Annotated in this window: 18 protein-coding genes, 3 tRNA genes and 2 rRNA genes; 3 read left to right on the top strand and 20 right to left on the bottom strand. The window is 46.8% G+C overall.

Annotated features, from left to right (window positions below):
• Window positions 1-2: 2 nt before the first annotated feature.
• From FBF37_RS00745 to FBF37_RS00720, 6 genes are all read right to left on the bottom strand, one after another.
• Window positions 3-461: a GatB/YqeY domain-containing protein gene (locus FBF37_RS00745; RefSeq protein WP_138078523.1), complete on the bottom strand. Its 459-nt coding sequence runs from the start codon at window positions 459-461 to the stop codon at window positions 3-5.
• Window positions 461-676 carry a 30S ribosomal protein S21 gene (locus FBF37_RS00740; RefSeq protein WP_138078521.1) on the bottom strand — a complete coding sequence of 72 codons (216 nt, stop codon included), beginning with the start codon at window positions 674-676 and terminating at the stop codon, window positions 461-463. The genes FBF37_RS00745 and FBF37_RS00740 overlap by 1 nt, the downstream gene beginning before the upstream one ends.
• Before the next feature lie 42 nt (window positions 677-718).
• Window positions 719-1,864 carry a hypothetical protein gene (locus tag FBF37_RS00735; RefSeq protein WP_138078519.1) on the bottom strand — a complete coding sequence of 382 codons (1,146 nt, stop codon included), beginning with the start codon at window positions 1,862-1,864 and terminating at the stop codon, window positions 719-721.
• A 104-nt stretch (window positions 1,865-1,968) separates the two neighbouring features.
• The gene (gene recJ / locus FBF37_RS00730) at window positions 1,969-3,606 is read right to left on the bottom strand and encodes a single-stranded-DNA-specific exonuclease RecJ (protein WP_138078517.1); all 1,638 of its coding nucleotides are present in this window, start codon (window positions 3,604-3,606) and stop codon (window positions 1,969-1,971) included.
• Window positions 3,606-3,908 carry a helix-turn-helix domain-containing protein gene (locus FBF37_RS00725; protein ID WP_138078515.1) on the bottom strand — a complete coding sequence of 101 codons (303 nt, stop codon included), beginning with the start codon at window positions 3,906-3,908 and terminating at the stop codon, window positions 3,606-3,608. The genes recJ and FBF37_RS00725 overlap by 1 nt, the downstream gene beginning before the upstream one ends.
• A gap of 77 nt (window positions 3,909-3,985) precedes the next feature.
• Window positions 3,986-4,645 carry a phosphoribosyltransferase gene (locus FBF37_RS00720; RefSeq protein ID WP_138078513.1) on the bottom strand — a complete coding sequence of 220 codons (660 nt, stop codon included), beginning with the start codon at window positions 4,643-4,645 and terminating at the stop codon, window positions 3,986-3,988.
• 40 nt (window positions 4,646-4,685) lie between these two features.
• Here FBF37_RS00720 and priA point away from each other — a divergent pair, with 40 nt between their 5' ends.
• From priA to FBF37_RS00705, 3 genes are read left to right on the top strand one after another with little or no spacing between them, the layout of a single operon-like run.
• Window positions 4,686-6,626, top strand: coding sequence for a replication restart helicase PriA (gene priA / locus FBF37_RS00715; protein ID WP_138078511.1), 1,941 nt, complete (start codon window positions 4,686-4,688; stop codon window positions 6,624-6,626).
• 12 nt (window positions 6,627-6,638) lie between these two features.
• Entirely contained in the window at window positions 6,639-7,214 is a 576-nt protein-coding gene (gene def, locus FBF37_RS00710) for a peptide deformylase (protein WP_138078509.1), read from the top strand.
• A 2-nt stretch (window positions 7,215-7,216) separates the two neighbouring features.
• Entirely contained in the window at window positions 7,217-8,095 is an 879-nt protein-coding gene (locus FBF37_RS00705) for a methionyl-tRNA formyltransferase (protein ID WP_138078507.1), read from the top strand.
• Between the two features lie 9 nt (window positions 8,096-8,104).
• On the opposite strand, the gene FBF37_RS00700 is transcribed toward FBF37_RS00705, so the two are convergent.
• From FBF37_RS00700 to FBF37_RS00640, 14 genes are all read right to left on the bottom strand, one after another.
• Window positions 8,105-8,551 (bottom strand): DUF5663 domain-containing protein, encoded by a 447-nt coding sequence (locus FBF37_RS00700; RefSeq protein ID WP_138078505.1) that lies wholly within the window; start codon window positions 8,549-8,551, stop codon window positions 8,105-8,107.
• Window positions 8,552-8,634: 83 nt separating this feature from the next.
• Complete coding sequence (locus FBF37_RS00695) at window positions 8,635-8,949, bottom strand: DUF5663 domain-containing protein (RefSeq protein ID WP_138078503.1); 315 nt, start codon at window positions 8,947-8,949, stop codon at window positions 8,635-8,637.
• A gap of 48 nt (window positions 8,950-8,997) precedes the next feature.
• Window positions 8,998-10,674, bottom strand: coding sequence for a hypothetical protein (locus tag FBF37_RS00690; RefSeq protein WP_138078501.1), 1,677 nt, complete (start codon window positions 10,672-10,674; stop codon window positions 8,998-9,000).
• A gap of 110 nt (window positions 10,675-10,784) precedes the next feature.
• A complete protein-coding gene (gene infB / locus FBF37_RS00685) occupies window positions 10,785-12,557 on the bottom strand; it encodes a translation initiation factor IF-2 (protein ID WP_138078499.1) in 1,773 nt (590 codons plus the stop codon).
• A 54-nt stretch (window positions 12,558-12,611) separates the two neighbouring features.
• Window positions 12,612-13,685: a 30S ribosomal protein S1 gene (locus tag FBF37_RS00680; protein ID WP_138078497.1), complete on the bottom strand. Its 1,074-nt coding sequence runs from the start codon at window positions 13,683-13,685 to the stop codon at window positions 12,612-12,614.
• Between the two features lie 110 nt (window positions 13,686-13,795).
• Window positions 13,796-14,287, bottom strand: coding sequence for a hypothetical protein (locus tag FBF37_RS00675; protein WP_138078496.1), 492 nt, complete (start codon window positions 14,285-14,287; stop codon window positions 13,796-13,798).
• Between the two features lie 602 nt (window positions 14,288-14,889).
• Entirely contained in the window at window positions 14,890-15,096 is a 207-nt protein-coding gene (locus FBF37_RS00670) for a con-10 family general stress protein (RefSeq protein WP_138078494.1), read from the bottom strand.
• Between the two features lie 556 nt (window positions 15,097-15,652).
• Window positions 15,653-15,781: a hypothetical protein gene (locus FBF37_RS04185; RefSeq protein WP_290367476.1), complete on the bottom strand. Its 129-nt coding sequence runs from the start codon at window positions 15,779-15,781 to the stop codon at window positions 15,653-15,655.
• Window positions 15,782-15,953: 172 nt separating this feature from the next.
• Window positions 15,954-16,062: ribosomal RNA gene (gene rrf / locus FBF37_RS00665) — 5S ribosomal RNA — on the bottom strand.
• Window positions 16,063-16,241: 179 nt separating this feature from the next.
• A 23S ribosomal RNA gene (locus FBF37_RS00660) occupies window positions 16,242-19,359 on the bottom strand.
• A 220-nt stretch (window positions 19,360-19,579) separates the two neighbouring features.
• Window positions 19,580-20,767, bottom strand: coding sequence for a dihydroorotate dehydrogenase (quinone) (gene pyrD, locus FBF37_RS00655; protein WP_138078492.1), 1,188 nt, complete (start codon window positions 20,765-20,767; stop codon window positions 19,580-19,582).
• Between the two features lie 688 nt (window positions 20,768-21,455).
• Window positions 21,456-21,532 (bottom strand) — tRNA-Val (locus tag FBF37_RS00650).
• Window positions 21,533-21,545: 13 nt separating this feature from the next.
• A tRNA-Ile gene (locus tag FBF37_RS00645) sits at window positions 21,546-21,622 on the bottom strand.
• Window positions 21,623-21,637: 15 nt separating this feature from the next.
• Window positions 21,638-21,714 (bottom strand) — tRNA-Ala (locus FBF37_RS00640).
• Window positions 21,715-21,931: the final 217 nt, after the last annotated feature.

Genomic DNA, 21,931 nt, shown 5'->3' with positions numbered 1-21,931 from the left:
TCCTATTTTGTCAGTTTTTCTTTAACAATCTTTGCAACCAAAGCACCATCAGCAGCATTGCCAACCTTCTGTTTCACTGCGCCGATAACCTGTCCCATCTTTTGCATGGAAACGTCATCCATGCTCGCTACAACATCTTCAACGATCGCTACAATCTCTGCTTCGCTCAATTGTTCTGGCAAAAATTCTCGCAAAATTTCCGCCTCTTGTTCCTCGGGCTCCGCCAATTCCGCGCGACCATTACTGCGATAAAGCTCCGCACTCTCAACGCGTTTTTTCACTTCACGAGCCAGGACTTTCTCAACTTCAGCATCGTCTAGGCCCTCGTCACGCTTGCCCAGCGACACTTCCTCGTTCAAAATTGCTGCCTTGACATTACGTAGCACATCCCCACGAAAACGATTGCCGCCCAAAAGAGCGGCTTTCATTTCATCAGTGATGCGCGCTTTTAGCGCTGACATTAACGCACTCCCAGGCGCATTTTTGCCGTTTTTTCAGCCCGGCGTTCACGACGAACGATTGCCTTTTTACGGCGCTCGGCCTTTGAAATTGGTTTCTCAAAGCGCATAACATTTTTAGCTCGAGCCAAAACACCGCTCTGCAAAACCTTACGGTTGAAACGACGAATGATGTTTTCGTTCGCTTCCTTCTGATCTTTACGTGTTACTTGTACCATACTTCCTGCATTATAACAGATGAGGAAATATTTGACAAATTACTATTCCAGATCAACCGAGTATATCGCCGCCAAACTTGCCGGCTGGTTCATATTGGCGTGTGTATGACCAAGGATATTCCACTGACTGATTTCTGGAATATCAGGTATACTGTGTACGCGCTCAAATATCCTTTGAATATCTTCCCACTTGTTTAGATGGCTCAGTTCTGGCACCAAAACATGGATCGAATCTCGCACATTTGGAGCTGCCACCCGGAAGTCGTTCTCAAACGCATTCCGCGTTAACCCAGACGGATCAACCAAGAACTGCTGAATCCAACCATTTTCGGGTGCTTCAAACGGACGGCCCAACGCCTCTGGGCTAAACTGAACACCCTTTGCATATTCGATATCACGGAGACGAGGTGCTTCCACTGCAAGCTGTGTCAAGCCAGCTTCTTTAGCTGTTGGAGAAGCTGACTCCTTAACATACTTACTATTCTCTGCTCCTTCTTTTCCAAAAAAGCCAACAGCAATACCACCCAGACTCATATCCCGCGTACCCGTTGGGTCATGCAACCGCAGCTCCGATACTGCGCCTGGGACTATATTTGCGACTACTCCCGTAGCCACCCTTGCTCCCAACGAGTGCCCAGATACATTGACCTTATCATAATCCTGAGCCACATGCTCCAATACCTTTGCATAATATTCACCTGCTGGTACATAGCTACCGGTCTGCCTGATTTCTTTTTGGACCGACTTTGGCAGCATACCAGAATTACCAATTCCCGGGCCATTCATCACCATATAGGCAACATTTGGATTTGCGTAAACCATATTAACTGCTTCACGCTGAGCGTTTGGATGACGAAAGGCACCGCCCCAGCCATAATACACAGCCTGGAGCTCTTCTGCATTAGGATCACCGATTATCGCGACCTCAATTCCAATGCCACCCAAGCCACGAATATAGCGTGGGCCTTTCAACTGCTCAATAACTTTTTCTTTCTGGTCCTTGTTGATATCAAGCCACGGATTGACCTCCAGCTCTTTAATCCTTTCTGGTGATATCTGGATTATTTTACCATCATGAGACAACTTGTTCTCAGTGCCCTCTGCTGCAGGCACTATATGGCTGACTCGTTCTAAACGAAGGCCGTCGTCAAAGTCATAATCTATTGTTGTATTACATTTTTCATTCATATGCGTAGTGCTCCAGTATGGATTATTTCTTGAACTAGTTTCTATTATATCACATAAATTAGTATAATGCAACCCTGTAGCCCTTATAGCAACCCTAACGATGACTATTCTACTTCACTCACGTGTAGCAACCGTCCTTCAACCGTTCGTACTCCCTGCCATTCATTGACAACTGGCTGAAACCACACTGCCACCTCATCGCCTGGCTCACGGAAAAACTCCTCTGGCGCGTTGAACGCCAGCATCTGCAATACTTTACCGTTTTTATCACGCAGCGCTAATTTAACGTGTTGCCCATCCGCGCCCATTCGCCGCATGCTTAGCACTGATGCTCTGGCAATTGTTAGCACTGGTTCTGGGTTACCATTGCCAAATGGCTCCATTTTCGCTAGATTTGCCACCAATTCCTCATTAATTTCCGAAAAATCATCGATTTCCACATCAGCTCGTGGCAATAAATATCGCTCTTGATGTGTCAGCTGCAGCGAATCATAAAACTCATTCACCCGACGACGAAAATCACCAATTTTTTCAGTCTCCAGCGTCACGCCAGCCGCCGCTCCGTGCCCGCCACCTTTGATGATAATGTCATCCACCGCCCGCACGGCATCCGCTGCTGAAAAATCACCAAAACTGCGCGCTGAACCCGTGGCTTCCTCACCGCGCTCGCCAATGATAAACACCGGCTTTTTATACTTTTCCACCAATTTCGACGCCACAATGCCGATAACACCGTGATTCCAGCTATCGCTACTAACCACCAGCACACGGTCATTCGCCAGCTTCTCGGCTTGCACACATGCTTCCTCAAAGATGGCATCCTGAATACTGCGCCGCTTGATGTTCAATTCCTCCAGTTTCTCACTGGCCTCCAGCGCCGCCAGTCCATCATGCGCCACCAGCATGTCCAACGCGTGTTGCGCCGTCTCCAACCGCCCCGCCGCATTCATTCGCGGACCCAGACCAAAGCCCAGATGACGGGCATTAACCTGCTCCGGCTCAATACCCGCTACCACCATCAACGCTTTCAGTCCTGGGCGTTGTTGTTTTTTCAGAACCTCTAGTCCCCAATACACATTCGCCCGATTTTCATCAGCCAACGTCACGATATCACAGACCGTCCCCAGTGCCACCAAATCGAGCAGCCACTTTTCATAGCCATCAGGCAGTCCGTCCAGTTCAGTTTGCAGCGCCTGCACCAGCTTGAACGCCACGCCCGCACCACACAAATCACGAAACGGATAAGTATGTCCCGAAAATTTCGGATTCACCGCTGCCACGCTCGGCGGCGGCGTCTCGGCCACGTTATGATGATCCGTCACTACCGTATCAATTCCCAAGCTAGTAGCATAGGCAATTTCCGCATGACACAAACTACCGGTATCTACCGTCACGATCAGATCCGCACCCATGTCGCGTACCTTGTCCACCGCACCCATGGTCATGCCATAACCCTCAACAAACCGGTTCGGGATGAAGGCGTCGACATCCTCAAAACCAAACTTACCAAACGCATCCAACAGCAGCGCCGTGGCACTCAGCCCATCAATATCATAATCACCGTAAATGACGATTTTTTCGCCCTGATCCCGCGCCTGTTTCAACCGCGCCACCGCCTTCTCCATATCCGGCAGCAAAAACGGATCATGTTTTACCGCCGTATAATCCGGCTGCAAGAAAGCTTCGCGCGTTGCCCGCGTCGTCAGGCCCCGCGCCGCCAAAATCCGCTCAAACAGCGTCATCAATCTCTATCAACCGAACTACGCTTCGGTCGTGCCGCATGCTGCTGCGACTTAATCACCATTCCTTGCAACTCCTTGAAAATTGGAAATTGCTTATTTGTGAAATATGTTCGCGAATTGCCTTGCTTCTCGCTTTTGAGAAAACCGACTTTTTCCAATCTCTTTAACTCGCGCTGAATATTTCCTGGATCTTCTTTGATCAACTTCGCCAACCCACGTACATGAGTGTGAAAATCAGGATATTTAGCATAAACAACCACAATCTTACGCCTCACCCGCGATGTAATAAAAACGTCTAACATAGTCCTGTGCTCTTTACTGCATCCCCTTCTTTACTTAACTCCAGTGTAGCACAATTTTACAACACCCGGCAAGTCCTTTAGCGCCAATTCATAATTACTTGGTTGATTTTTGCAATGGTCTCTTCGCGTGAAGGTAGCTCATTATCCTCATAATAATGATTAATCCCCATGAAGTTTTCCTTGACGTCCAATATATGCAAATCATCCACCGTGATGTGCAATCGATCAACAGCAGCAATACTACACACAGGTAAAGCCACCACCAGTTTTTCAATACGAATTGATTTTAAAAATCCCAAAGCCACATCCAGGCTTGAAAGATTATCACCAAAACCATCACTCACCAAAATAACCGTCCGGTCTTTCAACAACGCTGCGTCAACGATACCACCATCACCCAGCAGTCGATTAATTCGTTGGTACGCCTGCTGTTTTTGCTGTTCCAAATAACCATGAAATTCATTGGTATATTCTCGAATCTCGCCAGACGAAAAGTCACTGTTGTAGGTAAATTTCCCACTTTGAGAAACCGCACCAAAGCTTAACCCTTCTCCAGGAACATCAATACTCTCCGACAGAAGCATCATTAAAACACAGTGCAACCTGACCGCAATTTGCTCACCGACCAACACCCCACCTTCGCCCAATGCCAGCACTGCGCAGTTTTCATAACGATATTTTTCGAACAACTGCTGCCCCAACTCCGCGCCTGCCTGTATGCGACTCTGAAAATACATATGCTTATTGTAGCATTGATGAAGCGTTATAATAATAGCTATGCAATACTACGAGGTGTCTCCAACCACAGTCATCCGCGCTGACGCTGGCAGCTTTTCCTATGCTTCACATGAAGAACTAGCACCAGGAACTATTGTGACCATTCCCGTCGGCAAGAAGGTTGTTGTTGGTGTTGTTTTGCAAAAAATATCGCAGCCTCCATACGACACACGGGAAATAATTTCGGTTGTAGATCAGCCGCCACTACCCAGCCAATTGCTGTCATTGCACACTTGGATGAGCCAATTTTACGCAACACATCCTGCCACCGTCTGGCAAACCATCCTGCCACGCGGCATCACCAAAAAGCGACGAAAATCCGTAGATTCCACCTCTGTCAATGTGCAAAATCGAACAAAAAATGTATTCACCAAAGATCAGCTCCAAGCCCTGAAAATCATTGATTCCATGGCCAGTGGAACGGCTTTGCTACACGGCGTCACCAGCTCCGGAAAAACACTAGTCTACATTGAAGCATCACAACGCGCTGCAGCTGAGGGAAAGTCTTCCATTATACTAATCCCAGAAATAGCCCTGACGACCCAGCTGGTATCAGCCTTCACAGAGCATCTCGACAATGTAATTGTCACTCATTCTCGCCAGACTGAGGCTGAACGCCATGCAGCATGGCTACACGTTTTGAACGCCAACAAGCCCGTCGTGGTCATCGGCCCAAGGTCAGCCCTATTCATGCCCATACATAACCTCGGATTTATCGCCATTGATGAATGCCACGAACCTAGCTTCAAGCAAGAACAATCCCCCCGCTACTCCGCACTGCGCACCGCTGCCGTGCTGGCGCAGGACCATAGCGCCAAATTAGTTCTGGGTAGCGCTACTCCCAGCATCGCCGACTATTATTTGTCTGAGCAACGAAACCGACCCATCATCACCATGCCCAAACCCGCTCGTAAAGATGCCGTCAAACCGACCGTCAAAATCGTTGACATGACTAAGCGTAATAATTTTACTCAACATTTTTTCTTGTCAGACACCCTGCTCTCTCAACTCCAGCAAACGTTCAAAGACGGTCATCAGGCACTGATCTTTCATAATCGTCGCGGTACCACTGCAATCACTCTGTGTCAGCATTGTGGTTGGCAAGCTGGCTGCCCCAACTGCTTTGTTCCGCTAACCCTACACCAGGATAAACATCAACTGGTCTGTCACATATGTGGATATAAAGCGACCGTCCCGACGGTCTGCCCTGAGTGCCAGCATGCCGATATCATCCATAGAGGTATTGGTACTAAACGCATCGAAACAGAATTGAATAAATTATTTCCTCAACAAACCATAGCCCGTTTTGACGCGGATACCCCCAGCGACCAAACTGTAGAAAAGTTATACCAAGACGTCAAAGATGGTACTATTGATCTCATCATCGGCACGCAAATGATCGCCAAGGGATTAGACTTACCACATCTACGAACTGTTGGCGTAGTGCAAGCAGACACAGGACTAACACTTCCTGATTTTGCAGCTGTTGAGCGCACGTTCCAGCTGCTTGCTCAGGTAGTCGGGCGCGTCGGTAGATCACATCACCCAACAACCGTCGTTGTCCAAACGTACCAACCACAACACCCAGCCATCCAAGACGGCCTCACGCAAAATTACGCTGATTTTTACCAGCGCACAATAGCTCAACGACAAGCAACCATGTTTCCGCCATTTACCCATCTTTTGAAACTCACTTGCGTATACAAAACCGAAGCCGCTGCCATTCGCAATGCTCAAAAACTTGCATCTACCCTCAAATCAGTTGCGCCAAGAACCGTACAAATTTTAGGACCAACACCTGCGTTTTATGAACGAGTACGTGATACTTACCGTTGGCAACTGCTGCTCAAAAGTCCCCAGCGTGATGATTTGGTCGCCCTACTAGCTCACCTACCGCCACAACACTGGCAATTCGAACTCGACCCGACTTCCCTCCTCTGATATACTTAATGTATGACTAGAGACGACATTATTGCCCTACCAAATCCCCACCTGCGTCAAAAATCTCATCGCATCCATGTCATTACCGACGATATACAAAAACTGTCTGACGACATGACCAGTGCTGCGTTAGATTGGGAGGATTCACGACCACATGAAATCAGTGCTGCTCTCGCAGCAGTGCAAGTAGATCGCTTGGAACGAGTCGTCATCGTCCGAGCTGACTTTGATAACAAAAAAACTCGCGACTTCATGACCTTGATCAACCCAGAAATTGTCAAATACGAAGGTGACTTAGTGGCTGATTTTGAAGGTTGCTTGAGTGTAAAACACATCTATGGCAAAGTACCACGCTACACTAAGGTTCGCGTTAAAGCCTTAGACCTGGAGGGTAACGAGATCCGCTTCAAAGCTGAGGGTTTCTTAGCGCGCGTATTGCAACATGAAATTGACCACACTAACGGCATCGTCTTCATCGATCACATTCGCGATACGCACGATGCATTTTATACCCTTGATGATTCTGGTGAATTACAGCCCCTCAATTACGACACAAGCATCAAAGATAATACCGACCTCTGGGGATAATCATGCCTGAGATAGTATTTTTTGGCACCGAAGAGCACAGTCTCATCACCCTCAAGGCGCTTCATGAGGCAAAATTTCACATTGCTGCTGTCATCACCAAACCTGACGCGCCCAAAGGTCGGGGCGGTAAACTGTCAGAGCCTGCTGTCAAAACATACGCTCACCAGCACAATATTCCCGTCTGGCAGCCAAACAATCTGAAAGACATCTCACCAGCCATTCAAACACTCAAATCGCCCGTAGGCGTTTTGGTCAGCTATGGCAAAATAATACCCCAGTCAATCATCGATTTATTCAACCCCGGCATCATCAATCTTCACCCATCACTCCTCCCACAATACCGCGGCCCATCTCCCATTGAAGCCGCCATGACTAACTTGGACTCCCACACTGGCATATCTTTGATAAAATTAGACGCCCAGATGGACGCAGGACCAATTTACCACCAAGAATCCATCTTGCTCTCCAGCGACGAATCTCGTGATGAACTATATTGCAGATTATTCAATCTGGGTTCACAACGCCTGGTAGAGTTATTACCTCGCATCATATCCGGCGACATACACCTCAAACCACAACAAGATTCCATCGCTACCTACTGTAAGTTACTGTCAAAGCAAGATGCGCCCCTCGATCCACAATCACTCAGCGCCAAGCAAGCAGCAGCACGAGTCAGAGCCTATCTCGGTTTTCCTCGCTCTACTATGATGTTTGACGGTCTCCGTCTCATCATCACCAAAGCCCATCCTGACGTCACACCCAAAACCGCTCTGGATCAGTGCTACCACGATGGACAATTCCTCATCATTGACGAACTCATTGCACCAAGCGGCAAAAAAATGACCGCAGAAGCGTTTCTCCGCGGTCATAAACATCAATAACCCATATAGCTAGGCTGCTGCTTGCGAAGCAGCAGAATCAGCCGCCAAAATCACGTCACGATTCGCTACAATCTCCCGCTTCAACTCATCCAAAACAGCAGCAACGACATCTCGATAGTCTGGTCGGTTCACTTCCAGCCATTTTGTTGCCGCAAATTCGTCCCGCAAGCGTGGGTCATCCATCGGTACTCCAGAAACTTGCACCAAACGCTGGAACATTGGGTCCTGCATCAAATCAGGAACGTGACGCGCCAGAAAGTCATCTACTGCCCCCGGACGCTTATCAATGATGCCAGAAAATTCTTCCAGTTGAGCATCGCTCATACCCTGGCTCAACCGCTCACCAACGCGAAGCTCCAGCTCACTGTAGATGTGCTGCAAAAACGGCTTGCGCTGCTCCTCCGGCAATTGATCCAGTCCGAGCTCTTTGAGAAATTCGTCATTCAGTTGGAACATAGTCCTCCTTTTCTTTCGTCTATACTCTCCATAAATTATAACAGCAATCCCGAAAGATTGCCATTATAACCTACTCATTACTATTATTCACGCACCATATTCAGTGCGTCATTGTGCAGTGTCTGCAACTCAACCATCGTCTGGTTCATTGAGTTCTGCACGATTTCCGTTAAGTTAATGCCATTACCCTGGCACCAGTTGAGCAGCATTGGTACATCTTCACTGTCCAGCAATGCCTCAAATTCTTCCAATTTTTGCTCACCCACAGCTGCCAACAATTGATCAGTAATCTTTGCTTGCACACTATTGGTTACATTCTGCCGCATCTGTTCTTTTGCTTCTGGTGGCAACATCCCAAAACCAGCTTGTGCCAAGAATTCATCAGTAATTTCAAACATTTATATCTCCTTTTTGTGTTATTGTATCTTACTGTTTATGTAACTATTTTACATAAATTGTTTCAGTACTGCCAAAACCTCATCAGTTTGAGAAATTCCGTCCACTGCGAGTGACTCCGTACCATTCAAGTTGGCAGTCCACTCAATTGAATGACCGTTTGCTTGAGCCATTTCTGCCAACTCATGTAACTTACTTGTTGCATTCTCAGGACCAAACTGCTCGACTGCCCAGTCCCATGGATATTCGTAGCTACCAACTGGAGAAGGAGCCTCTGGCTGTGTGGCAGAACCAGCGTCGGTAGATTCTGCACTAGGGGTGTCAGGTGTATGTTCTGTACCAGTAGTACTCTCACTGCCTGAAGTATGATTTATATTATCATGCTGCGCACCAGAAGCATGGCTCTCAGCACCAAATACTGTTGACTTCAGTATTCCTGTAGTAATGCTACCTGCGGCGTAACCAATAGCTACCTTACTCATTGCCGAGCGAACTTTCCGACGAAGTCGCTCCTGACGCTCTTCACTTGATTTCTGACTACTATCGACATAGGTGTCGACCATAGATTCCATCATTTCATCAGTATCTTCGGTATCTTTAGCACCCTGCTTAAACACGTCCTGCCAGGCATCCTGCGAGTTATTAGTTACTCGCTCTTCACCGCGATGTGACTCTAGTACCGATTGTTTGACCACTCCAGCTGTTACTAGGCCTGCGCCCAAACCAACCGCCGTAGTGATTGGCCAGGTTGCAACGGCAGCGGTTACTGCACCGGCCGCTGCACCACCAGCACCAAGCTTCAACAGTTGAGATGAGCTACTACCACTCGTGGCCTTATCACCAGCCTTCGTGATACCCTTTTTGAACCACGCTGCAAACTTATTCACTTTGCCAGCAACTTTCTTGAACTTAGACTCTTCGCCCTCATTAAGCATAAAGCGCTGATCAAGCATTTCATCATATATTTCTGTCGTCTTCTGAGCAGTTTCTTGCATGCCTTGGAAGGCACGAGCCGCCATCATCTGCGCCAACAGTTCCTGCTGTTTTGCCAATTCTTCACCTGAAAGCTGGTTCAACTGGTCAATCTGCTCTGCCAATTCTTCCTTGGCGACAGCCAACTCACAAGCCTTTAGCTTGTCTGCTGCTTCCTGAAGAGCTTCCTTACGCTTCTTTCCGCCAAACCACTCTTTAAAGAAGTGAGATTCTACATCAACACGCGCCTTAGCAAACGCCAGCCTTGCCGCTTCTAGCTCCTGCTGCGCCTTGCTCTTTTCGGCTAACTGAGCAGTTTCGCCCTCGTCGTACTGATCACCCAAGTACTTATCACGTTGTGCTTGCTCGTACAGGCTCAAGCTTTCAGGGTTTTCGTCTACTGAGGCAGTATTCTCTCCAGCTTTTTGCAGATATTTATCTACATTACCATAATAGTTGAATAATTCCCGTGCAGAGTCAGTCTCCACACCATTCGTTTGCCAAGCCTCATGTTGGTCAACAACTTCTTGGTAGTACTTGCCAAGCTCAGTGTCAGTTGAAGCCGCTTCTGTAACTTCTGGGGCGGACTCAGCAGAGCTGTCATTAACCGAAGCCTCAGGAGTAGTCGCAGTATTCTGAGCTATCGTCTCTTGCCTCCAACGGTAATATTTCTCCGTATTAGAATCAAGCTGACCCTGATGAGTTGCCAAATAGTCCTCGGTAGTCGGACGTGATGCAGGTGTCTCTTTATTCATTCGTGGTGGTTCCTTTCACTTGGATGTGCCAAGATTAATTGGAGTTTTTCTCTAAAGAAATACTAGCACAAATTGTCAAAAAAGTCAATAACCTTGCCTAGATAAGACACCTAAAGCGTCTTTTTCACCAACTCTCGTGTAAAGAACTCAAGCTCATCGCCCTCTTCGACCACAATCTTCTTGGCAGTTTTCAGACTCAAGCCGCACATTTCACCTTCAAATACCTCTTTAGCCTCTTGCTGCTGGCGCTGTACACTTGAAACCTCAACTTCGGCTATCTGTTCACCTTTACGTTTCAAACGAGCCAGGAGACCCTTTGAGACCTTCCCACGCATCATTTCACCACCAGCGATCACCTCCTCACGCATTGTACGGAACACACCCTTCACCTTAAGCGCACCAATCTCTGTCTCTACCACTTCTGGAGCCAACAGGTTCTCCATGGACAATTTTGCGTCATCCAGCAGCTCATAAATCACTCGGTACAGGCGTACTTCTACTTTCTCGCGAGAAGCCAACCGCTTAACAGCAGGAGGCAAATCAACATTGAAACCGTAAATGACAGTATTTTCACCAGTTGCCAAGTGGATGTCATTTTCAGAGATATTACCCACACCATGACCGATCACTCTCAGTTCAACTTCACCATTTGTCTCAATCAGTTTCAAACTGTCAATGACCGACGTTAATGAACCCTGTACATCGGCCTTGATGATGACATTAAACTCTTGCGCATCATGCTTTTGATTCATCATCTTGAGAATATCAGCGCCTGTCACATTTGTCGTCGCTGCACGACGCTCTTGCTCCAGCTTGGCTTTGGCCGCCATCTGTCGCGCTTCTTTTTCATTTTTCGCGATGACGAAGCTGTCACCAAATTGTGGTAATTCCTTAAATCCTGTCACATTCACTGGTGTTGAAGGACCCGCTAGCTTCATGGCCTTACCACGAAAGTCCAGCATGGTACGCACTCGACCATATGCCGTCCCTGCAACCAGGTAATGCGATGGTTTCAATTGTCCATGTTCCACCAACAAGCCAACCACAGCACCGCGGCCAGTCTCCATATGTGCTTCAATTACCAGCCCCTCTGCTGGCGTATCGACATCCGCGCGTAAGTCTTCCATATCTGCCACCAACAGGACCATGTCCAGCAGTTTATCAAGGTTTTGGCCCGTCTTAGCGCTCACAGCAACCATGACTGTATCGCCACCCCATTCTTCGGGATTAAGACCATGTTCAGAGGCTAACTGCGTCTTTACTAACTGTGGATTGGCGGTGTCTTTATCGATCTTGTTAATCGCCACCACAATCTTTGCATTTGCAGAACGCGCAAACCGGATGGCTTCCACCGTCTGAGGTTTAACACCATCATCAGCCGCCACCACAATAATCACCACATCAGTCAGCACTGCTCCGTGCTGTCTCAAGGCAGCAAATGCCTCGTGCCCAGGCGTGTCGAGCAATGTAATTACTCGGCCGTTACGTTCTGCTTGATAAGCACTAATGTGCTGTGTAATACCACCAGCTTCGCCCTCGGCAGTCTTTTTGTCTAAAATAGCATCCAACAAGCTTGTTTTACCGTGGTCAACGTGCCCCATAACTGCCACAATGGGCGGACGGGCTACAGCCTTATCTGTCAGCTGATGGACATGACGCAATGGTGCATCTGTACTAGTCGTCTGCTTACGTTCCAACTGCACATCCAGACCAAGCTCTTCCACTACAATCTGAGCAGTATCAAAGTCAAGGCGCTGATTAATTGTTGCGGCAATACCGTTTTTGAACAACTCACCAATCAGCGTGGTCACGGATAAACCAAGGGTCTCTGCAAGCTCACCGACAGTTACTGAATCTGCAATTTTGACGATTTTTTCTGCCATAATAAGCTCCTCTCACCTCTGGTACGTCACCACGCCTCAGGGATTTTGTTCTAATTATTTTTTCTTTGCTTCACCAAGCGTCAAAGAGATCTTGCGGCTCTCTTTGTCAATATCAAGCACTGTAAAGTTCTTGCGCTCGTTCAGAGTGAATACTTTCTCTGGATCAGTGCCATCACCACCCAGCTCAGACACGTGAACCAATGCCTCAACCGCTGGGCTTAACTGTACGAAAGCACCAAATGGAGTGATGCGAGTAACCGTTCCTTCAACTTGATCGCCTGATTTGAATTGTTCAACTTCTTTCAACCAAGGGTCTGGGGTTAGCTGCTTCATACTGAGGCTCAAGCGGTCCTTGTCGATAGCGATGATCTTTGCTTCTATCGTCTCACCAACTTTTACGTAATCACTTGGGCTACTGACGCGCTCCCAACTGATTTCTGAGATATGTACCAAACCTTCAATACCCTCAACATTCACAAACACACCAAAGTCAACGACACCGGTAACAACACCGCGAACCGTATCACCGATTGACAACTGCTTGAATCGCTCTGCCAGTCCTTCTTTGATAGCTTCTTTCTCAGAGAAGATCAGCTTATTAGCCTTTCGGTCAGCGTCCAATACGCGAACTCGCATTTCGACATTAACCAACGCATTCAAACGCTGCAAAATTTCATCCTTGTCGCTTGAACCAACTCGTGGGTAGTGCTCAGCTGACAATTGAGATACTGGCAAGAAACCACGAACCCCTTCGTATTCAACCAACAAACCGCCGCGGTTTGCGTCATATGGGGTAATCGTGATGATTTCACCACTCTCTAGCTTCTCAGCAACTTCATCCCAGCCTCGATCTTTAGCCGCTTTGCGCAGGCTCAACAAGCTATATCCATTGTCAAGCTCTGTGTCGATGACACTTGCGGTAACTTCGTCACCAACAGCGCAAGTCTTCGAAAAACCAACTTCACGCCTTGGGACCAAACCAACGCCCAACGGCCCCAGGTCAATCAACACCTCGTGCTTCTTTACTGACAAAACTGTACCGTGAACTACTTCACCAGCTGTCAATTGTTTAACATTATCGCCTGCTTGTGCCAGCAGGTCGTCCATTGTAATTGTGGCGTTTGCCATAAGTCTTTTCAGACTCCTTCCTTAAATTAATATTTTTGAGTCACACTAAAAAAGTAGACATCAAGCTATCTTTATAGTACCACAATCTGTTAGCAAAAGTCAAAGAGAGGCTATACAACCTTCCGAGAACGGAAGTATGCGACTGCCATACCTGGAATAACGCCAACGACCAACAATTCCCCAATGTGATCAGCTGGACCGGTTGTCGGTAGATTCGCAGTGCTACTGCCATTAGTAGCGGCTGCAGGAGCAGTTGGAGTGGCAGGGCCAGTCGAAGTAGTAGGAGCGGGCTGCTGTGTCGCTGATGGCTTCTGAGCATTGCCCGTAGACTGGTTCTTGGGCTGTTCTTGTTTTTGTGAGTTATTTGACTGAGTGTTGGTCGTGGTGTTTGGCTTGGCTGTTTCAGATTTATTTTGATCAGCTTTTTCATCTTTTTGTGCAAGTTCTTGTTTCTGTGAATTGTTATCTGTCGCGACAGGTACTACAGCATTATTATCTTGCTGGCGAGCAGTATAGAGTAGCCCAAGCGCCAAAATAGCCAATACTACTCCTACTACCGTAAAAGTCATCACTGAGCCTCTTTGTCGATTGATTTGCTTCATACTAGTCTCCACATTTGCACATTTGTCTATTACAAGTCATTATAGCACATCTGTTCCACCTCTGTAAAGTAACATGCTATACTGGTTTTATCTATGTCGATGGATGAATTACTACTGTTAGTTAGGCGCGACTTTCCAGACTATACTATTGCTACTGGTGATGATTTTAGTTGGGCACCAGCCACCAAAACGATTACAGTTGATACCAAGCATAATTCACCCACTCAGCTACTTCATGAGATTGCTCACGCCGAGCTTGGTCACCAGACTTTCTCTCGAGATATTCAACTCATAGAGATGGAGCGAGAGGCCTGGGAATACTGCACGAGGGTCTTAGCGCCACGCTATGGCATATCGCTGAGCATGGATGACGACATTATCCAGGAATCACTTGATTCCTATCGATCGTGGCTTACTGCCCGTAGCAGCTGCCCTACGTGCGGAGCTATTGGACTGCAAAAAACAAAAAATACCTATTCCTGTATGCACTGTCGCGTCCAGTGGCACGTCAATGAAGCGAGAACCTGTCGCCTAATCCGTAGAATCAAATAACGCACCCCGGTAATCCAAAGTGCGCTATTTAATAATCAAAATAATCTTAACTAGTCAGCTGCGACAGTTTTTGTCTTGCGGCGGCGTGAAATCCTACCACCTTTAGCACCAGCGATACGAGCAAGGTCTGGGTTAGCAGCAAAGCCACCAGTACGGCTGTTACGTCCGCCCTTAGCACCAATTTTTGCGTAAAAGTTTGGGTCTTTTGCCAGATTCTTAGCTGCAGCTTTCTTACCACCTGCTTTTGTTCCTGCCATGAAAGTTTTCCTCCACTATTAAAAAGATTTCCACATATATTATCGTGGAAACCCTCACCTTTATATATCACACATGATATGTGTTATGAATACATAATAGCATACTGCTAATACTTTGTCAATATTTACATTATCTACATATTAGGTTACACTCAAAGAGTAGTGATGTTCACCACACAGTTCTCGTCTTCTGCGAGATTCGAGAATATAAAATAAACCCTGTCTATTCACAGGGTTTATTTATATCTTGCTTCTTCTGTGTCTTGAGTGCGCCTTCGTATTCCTTACAACTGGTCCGTCGCTTGCGAAATCGTTTCATTGCTTACTGAGGGTGTGATTGTCGATATTACTCAAGCGCTCTTCGAAGCGGTTCAAATGGATTTTCTGACAGTATCAGATATTATTGTAGGGATCTATTATAGCCATCTATGTCGACAAACCCCTCGTATGCCACACCATTCTTCTCTGCGGCAGAATACCTTCCGCCATGTCTATGACTGTCTTCAAAGAAAGCCTGACAAATTTGTTTTGTTTTCTCATCGATTTTAGGAACCTCTCACAGACCATTCTCAATTACCTCTAAAATTGCTATGTTACGTTCATGCTGTTCTGGGGTAATCTCACTTGAAGTTGCATCATAGGGTACACCTGCAATCTCCCTAAATGATGGTTTATCGATCGACATAAAAGACTCTCCTTTATATACTATTATGCCTTTACTTTTTTTATTGTAGCAAATATTTATACAATTGTCAAGTATATTATCTGTATAAAACACCCTCTCGAACAGGTAAGTTGTCTTATCCCCATAATTAGACAAAAGAAAAAAGACTCCCTATTCGGAAGTCTTTTTTATAATTCGGCACCGTGCTAGTTTCCCACTTTCGCAGTATGATCGCCGCTGAGGAGCTTAACTTCTGTGTTCGGAATGAGAACAGGTGTTTCCTCCTCGCCATGGGCACCGAAGTAAGGCTTGCTCCTCATAGGTTCCATTTAGGCAACCCGGGGAAGCCTTGCTTCGATGTCCAATAACTTTCTGCACGGATGAATTTTTAATCAACTACAGTGTGATGATACACACCAATTACTAGTCAAGTCTACCTTATCCGTAATGTTTATGCAAGCATAAACTCCACGGACAAGGACATAAAAAGGCAATGGGACTATTAGTACGCTTTAGCTCCATGCATTACTGCACTTCCACCTTGCGCCTATCAAACAGATAGTCTTTCTGTGTCCTCATAGGGAAACCTTATCTTGAGGTTAGTTTCGCGCTTAATATGCTTTCAGCGCTTATCTAGTCCGCACATAGCTACTCGACAATGCAGCAGGTGGCCACAATCGATACACCAGAGGTGCGTCCGCCCCGGTCCTCTCGTACTAGGGGTAGATCCTCTCAAGTTTCCTATCGTCCATACCGGATATAAACCGAACTGTCTCACGACGTTCTGAACCCAGCTCGCGTACCACTTTAATCGGCGAACAGCCGAACCCTTGGAAGGTGCTCCCCCTCCAGGATGTGATGAGCCGACATCGAGGTGCCAAACAGCGCCGTCTATGTGAACTATTGGGCGCTATAAGCCTGTTATCCCCAGGGTAACTTTTATCCGTTTGCGCTGTCGATCCCACATTCATGTACAAATGTACGTACAGCGGATCACTTGCTCCGACTTTCGTCTCTGATTGGAATGTACTCCTCACAGTCAAGCTGGCTTATGCGCATACACTATCACTTCGATTTCCATCCGAAGTTAGCCAACCTTTGAACGCCTCCGCTACTCTTTAGGAGGCAACCGCCCCAGTTAAACTACCCACCATACACGGTCCGCTAACCGGATAACGGTCAGCGTGAGAACACAATCACAACAAGGGTGGTATTTCACTTGGTGACTCCACAAATACTGGCGTATCTGCTTCAACGTCTCCCACCTATGCTACACATGTTGAAACCGTATTCAATGTAAAGCTGTAGTAAAGCTCCATGGGGTCTTTTCGTCCTGGTACGGACAGACGGCATCTTTACCGCCAATGCACTTTCACCGAGTCCTTCGCTGAGACAGTGCCCACATGATTACTCCATTCGTGCGGGTCAGAACTTACCTGACAAGGAATTTCGCTACCTTAGGACGGTTATAGTTACCGCCGCCATTGACTAGGGCTTCAGTTCGCACCGTGAAGCGCTCCCCTTAACCTTCCAGCATTGGGCAGGAGTCAGCCCCTATACATCCACTTTCGTGTTAGCAGAGACCTGTGTTTTTGATAAACAGTTCCGTGGGCTCTTTTGCTGCGGCCCCCACATCGTTAGATGTCAGAGATTCGCGTTCAAAAGAACAGTTTGTTTGCTCTATCTCAGAAAATTCGTTTTGTGATTAAAAATGTACTCTTTAACCTATTATTCACTGAGTGAACGCGGCTGATATCCACCGAAGTGGGGGCAGACCTTATCCCGAAGTTACGGTCGCTGTATTGCCGAGTTCCTTAGCGAAGGTTCGCTCGTAAGCCTGAGTCTACTCGACTCGAGCACCTGTGTTGGTTTGCGGTACGGGCGGCTAAGTCCACGCGTACACCTGCTTTTCTAGCCAGGGCTTTCACCAAAATCGCGACTCCGAAGAATCACTTTCACTCCCTTTGCGTTCCCGCTCGGTTGGACGGATAAACCATGAATCCGCTTCGATTACTTCCCCGTGAACAGTGTACAAAACTTAACCGGTTCAGGAATATTAACCTGATGTCCATCGCCTACGCTCTGCGCCTCGGCTTAGGCCCGACTAACCCTGAGATGATTACCATGGCTCAGGAAACCTTGCTCTTACGGCCGAGAGGATTCTCACCTCTCTTATGGTTACTCATTCCAGCATTCTCACTTCCTACCGCTCCACCGAACCTTCCGATTCGACTTCACCGCTGATAGGAACGCTCCTCTACCACGCCAGATAAATCTGACATCCATATCTTCGGTATAACGTTTTAGCCCCGTTACATTTTCCACGCAAGATCTCTTGACTAGTGAGCTGTTACGCACTCTTTAAATGAATGGCTGCTTCTAAGCCAACATCCTAGCTGTTTAAGAAATCTCACCTTGTTTCCCACTGAACGTTAATTTAGGGACCTTAGATGATGGTCTGGGCTGTTTCCCTTTCGAGCACCGATCTTAGCACCGATGTTCTAACTGCCGTGGTTACACACATGGTATTCGTAGTTTGTTAAGGGTGGGTACAGTTGCCCGCCCCAGTCCTTTACAGAGCTCTACCCCCAAGTGCTACTAACACGACGCTAGCCCTAAAGCTATTTCGAGGAGAACCAGCTATCTCCGAGTTCGATTGGCATTTCACCGCTAACCACAAGTCATCCAAACACTTTGCTGCGTATCCTGGTTCGGTCCTCCACCACCTGTTACAGTGGCTTCAACCTGCTCATGGTTAGGTCACCCGGTTTCGGGTCTAATCCTTACAACTAAACGCCCTATTCAGGCTCGCTTTCACTGTGGCTCCGTCAATTGACTTAACCTCGCTGTAAAAATTAACTCGCTGGATCGTTCTACAAAAAGCACGCCGTCACCGGACAAGCCGGCTCCGACTCCTTGTAGGCACTAAATTTCAGGATCTATTTCACTCCCCTCCCGGGGTTCTTTTCACCTTTCCATCGCTGTACTAGTTCACTATCGATCGTATATTATATTTAGCCTTGGCTGGTGGTCCAGCCAGATTCAAACAGGGTTTCTCGTGCCCCGTCCTACTCGATAAAACATACATAAGGTCAGCGTCGTTTTCGCGTACACGGCTTTCACGTTCTTTGGCTAGTCATTCAAACTATTCTGCTAACCACGCCATTTTCTTACCTTACTACCAGTTGACAGCCTGGTATCACAAATCAGATTATTTGAACGAATCAAATGCTCTGACTTGGTCATATGTAATATCACAACCCCTTATTAAGTATTCGTCTATCAACTTATTTGCCTAAATAAATAGGCAAAAACTTAAAAGGTTTGGGCTGTTGCGATTTCGCTCGCCACTACTTTCGCAATCGTTATTTACTTTCTCTTCCTCATCCTACTAAGATGTTTCAGTTCAGATGGTTCCCGCTCGCTTGCCTATGTGTTCAGCAAGTGGCAACATGACATGACTCATGCTGGGTTTCCCCATTCGGAAATCCCCGGATCAAAGCTTGTTGACAGCTTCCCGAGGCTTATCGCAGTCTTCCACGTCCTTCATCGGTAATATACGTCTAGGCATCCATTTAGTGCCCTTGAGTACCTTTTTATGCATTGACTTAACTAGTAATTGGAATCTACCAATAAACTAATACCGTCAATTAAAAACTCAATTTCTTCTCTTCAAATTGTTAACGATCAATGCATCACATCCAGAGTGCACAATCGAACCGTCAAACCATCAACGCCTCTATCTACACTCAACTGATTTTCACTGCCCTCGCACATTATGCAGTGTATCGCCAGAGGTTCATCTGAACATTCGCGTAACTAGTAATTAACTATACAGCAGCTGTGGTTGTTTTGCAAGAGTTTTTTTAACTTTTTTTTCGACTTTTTTGGCTTTTCCTTAAAATCTGCGCCAACCGCCTCAGAAATATGAGAAAAACCATCATTTTTTAGTAATGTCACTAACTCACGATTCATACGTCCAATCAATTGTGGCCCCTCAAAGAATAACCCCGTGATTAAACCGACTAAGCTAGCACCAGCCCTAATCTTGGCGTAAGCATCTTCGGCCGTAAAAATTCCACCCACGCCAATGATTGTTAATTTGTCGCCATATTTCTGATACGCATGGCGAATTAGTTCCAAGCTGTGTTCACGTGTTGGCTCACCACTCAATCCGCCACGAATCTCATCAGTCAGCGGATCTTTAATGACCACCTTTGCGCGGTCTTTCACTAAGTTAGCTACTGTCACTCCCTGAATGTTGTGCCTGACAATGGCCTGCAGCAATGAATCAAACTGCTGCATGTCATACAAATGCGGCATCTTTACCCAAAACGGCACATTCCTCTCTATGTCGTCCATCTCCTGTAATAACATATCCAACGTCTCTGAGTAGATAAACGGCTCCTTACCCGCATTTGGACAAGAAATATTGATCTCTACAACGCCAGCCAAGCGATGCTTCACAATATACTCCACAGCCTTTTTTACATCCTTGATGATTAGATCCTCTGAGACATATGGACCAAACTGATCTTTCGTAGACTTATTAGCGATGACAGCTACCGAAACAACCGTTGGCATTTCCTGGACTCGCGACCTATTCTTAGCAACATAACGACTGATCGTCTCCAGCCCATAATTTGGCATACCAGCATATACCACCACGGACTTTGTCTTCGGTAACCGGTGAAACCAAGGGCGTCGATTGCCCTTTCTCGGCTCCAATGTCACCGATCCACCCGAAGCAAACCCAAAGCCAATAGTTTCCATCAGTGGCGACAACTGAATGTTCTTATCAAATCCTGCCGACAGACCAACTGGATTGCGGTAAGTAACACCGTCAATCTTCTGCTGCAGCGCTCTGTCTTGAAAACTCCACATTTTACAGACCATCCAACGGATGAGTGGTATTGTTTGCGCCACACGACCACAGAAAATAATTAGCTTATGCGTAAAATCAGGAGTTAGTGAAAACAATAGCGGCTTAACAAGATATTTATACATACTCTAGCAGTATAATAACCATTTTACCATTAAGCAAGTTACTTTTATTTTTTAGCTACAAACATAGGCCTACTAGCATAACTTACTAATTAATCTTGTTATTTCTCTGAAGGAGGGGACGTCTCACTTATCGCGCTTTCAGGAGCCTTCCGCTTTGCTAAAATCCGATTCTTTGCGCCACTCTCCTTGAGCTCAATTACCACTCCTGGCTCCACTGTACTGTCGGCAGTCTGGTCTAATCCCAGACCTCCCTTGGCACTACGCATCCCAGGTGGCATACGACGCCATACATAAGGCTTAAGACGCTCCTTATGCCACTTATCACTTTCCTCCCCATATAGAAAATGCATAATCCTTGTAGGAATCGGCTCTTTTGGAATCCTTTCTATCGAAGCTCCGCCTAGTGCCCTCATAACAAGCTCTCTGGGACCATATTCGTACCATTTTCTTTCACCAGGAGGGGGTATATTGTTTGGCAGTTGCTCACTCATACTGTTTATAGATTAACAAAGTATAGTATCAGGAACAAGAAAATAGCCTTAACCACAGTTAAGCCAAAATATTATCTCAGCCAGAGATTCCTCACGACTAAAATATCCGTCCACAGCATGAACGGATAGAATCAATACAATTCAGATGTTAGCACAGAACTCTGTTGCTTAAAGTATAATTCCACTAACAAAGTTTGTGGTGGGCGACAAGGGACTCGAACCCCTGACCCTCTCGGTGTAAACGAGATGCTCTAGCCAACTGAGCTAGTCGCCCTTATCAAAAAGCGTGGTGGGCGATGAGGGACTTGAACCTCCGACCTCGTCATTATCAGTGACGCGCTCTAACCAGCTGAGCTAATCGCCCTCATGCAGTCTTGATTGGTGGAGGCACAGGGACTCGAACCCTGGACCCCCTGCTTGCAAAGCAGGTGCTCTAGCCAACTGAGCTATGCCCCCAATCGCCAAGACTTATTACATTGTACCGTATCTTTTTTATTCTGACAAGTGTATAATTGGATATATGTATGAATTTAGTTTTACCGCATTCGGAGTAGGTCTCTTGATCTTGGGGGCCGGAGCAGTATTTACTGTTTACCATCAAAAATAGCAGACAACCTAGCCGGCGGAGTTAGTAGTTATGACCGCTTTAAGATGTGGGGTCTCATTACCTGTG

It is taken from the genome of Candidatus Nanosynbacter featherlites (assembly GCF_005697565.1).
Lineage (GTDB): Bacteria > Patescibacteriota > Saccharimonadia > Saccharimonadales > Saccharimonadaceae > Nanosynbacter > Nanosynbacter featherlites.
This window is presented reverse-complemented; position numbering and strand designations above follow the sequence as displayed.

What these genes read in the sequence shown, in the direction of transcription:
- FBF37_RS00745 (WP_138078523.1), bottom strand. Translation starts at nt 461, where the DNA reads ATGTCAGCGCTAAAAGCGCGCATCACTGATGAAATGAAAGCCGCTCTT.
- FBF37_RS00740 (WP_138078521.1), bottom strand. Translation starts at nt 676, where the DNA reads ATGGTACAAGTAACACGTAAAGATCAGAAGGAAGCGAACGAAAACATC.
- FBF37_RS00735 (WP_138078519.1), bottom strand. Translation starts at nt 1,864, where the DNA reads ATGAATGAAAAATGTAATACAACAATAGATTATGACTTTGACGACGGC.
- recJ (WP_138078517.1), bottom strand. Translation starts at nt 3,606, where the DNA reads ATGACGCTGTTTGAGCGGATTTTGGCGGCGCGGGGCCTGACGACGCGG.
- FBF37_RS00725 (WP_138078515.1), bottom strand. Translation starts at nt 3,908, where the DNA reads ATGTTAGACGTTTTTATTACATCGCGGGTGAGGCGTAAGATTGTGGTT.
- FBF37_RS00720 (WP_138078513.1), bottom strand. Translation starts at nt 4,645, where the DNA reads ATGTATTTTCAGAGTCGCATACAGGCAGGCGCGGAGTTGGGGCAGCAG.
- priA (WP_138078511.1), top strand. Translation starts at nt 4,686, where the DNA reads ATGCAATACTACGAGGTGTCTCCAACCACAGTCATCCGCGCTGACGCT.
- def (WP_138078509.1), top strand. Translation starts at nt 6,639, where the DNA reads ATGACTAGAGACGACATTATTGCCCTACCAAATCCCCACCTGCGTCAA.
- FBF37_RS00705 (WP_138078507.1), top strand. Translation starts at nt 7,217, where the DNA reads ATGCCTGAGATAGTATTTTTTGGCACCGAAGAGCACAGTCTCATCACC.
- FBF37_RS00700 (WP_138078505.1), bottom strand. Translation starts at nt 8,551, where the DNA reads ATGTTCCAACTGAATGACGAATTTCTCAAAGAGCTCGGACTGGATCAA.
- FBF37_RS00695 (WP_138078503.1), bottom strand. Translation starts at nt 8,949, where the DNA reads ATGTTTGAAATTACTGATGAATTCTTGGCACAAGCTGGTTTTGGGATG.
- FBF37_RS00690 (WP_138078501.1), bottom strand. Translation starts at nt 10,674, where the DNA reads ATGAATAAAGAGACACCTGCATCACGTCCGACTACCGAGGACTATTTG.
- infB (WP_138078499.1), bottom strand. Translation starts at nt 12,557, where the DNA reads ATGGCAGAAAAAATCGTCAAAATTGCAGATTCAGTAACTGTCGGTGAG.
- FBF37_RS00680 (WP_138078497.1), bottom strand. Translation starts at nt 13,685, where the DNA reads ATGGCAAACGCCACAATTACAATGGACGACCTGCTGGCACAAGCAGGC.
- FBF37_RS00675 (WP_138078496.1), bottom strand. Translation starts at nt 14,287, where the DNA reads ATGAAGCAAATCAATCGACAAAGAGGCTCAGTGATGACTTTTACGGTA.
- FBF37_RS00670 (WP_138078494.1), bottom strand. Translation starts at nt 15,096, where the DNA reads ATGGCAGGAACAAAAGCAGGTGGTAAGAAAGCTGCAGCTAAGAATCTG.
- FBF37_RS04185 (WP_290367476.1), bottom strand. Translation starts at nt 15,781, where the DNA reads ATGTCGATCGATAAACCATCATTTAGGGAGATTGCAGGTGTACCCTAT.
- pyrD (WP_138078492.1), bottom strand. Translation starts at nt 20,767, where the DNA reads ATGTATAAATATCTTGTTAAGCCGCTATTGTTTTCACTAACTCCTGAT.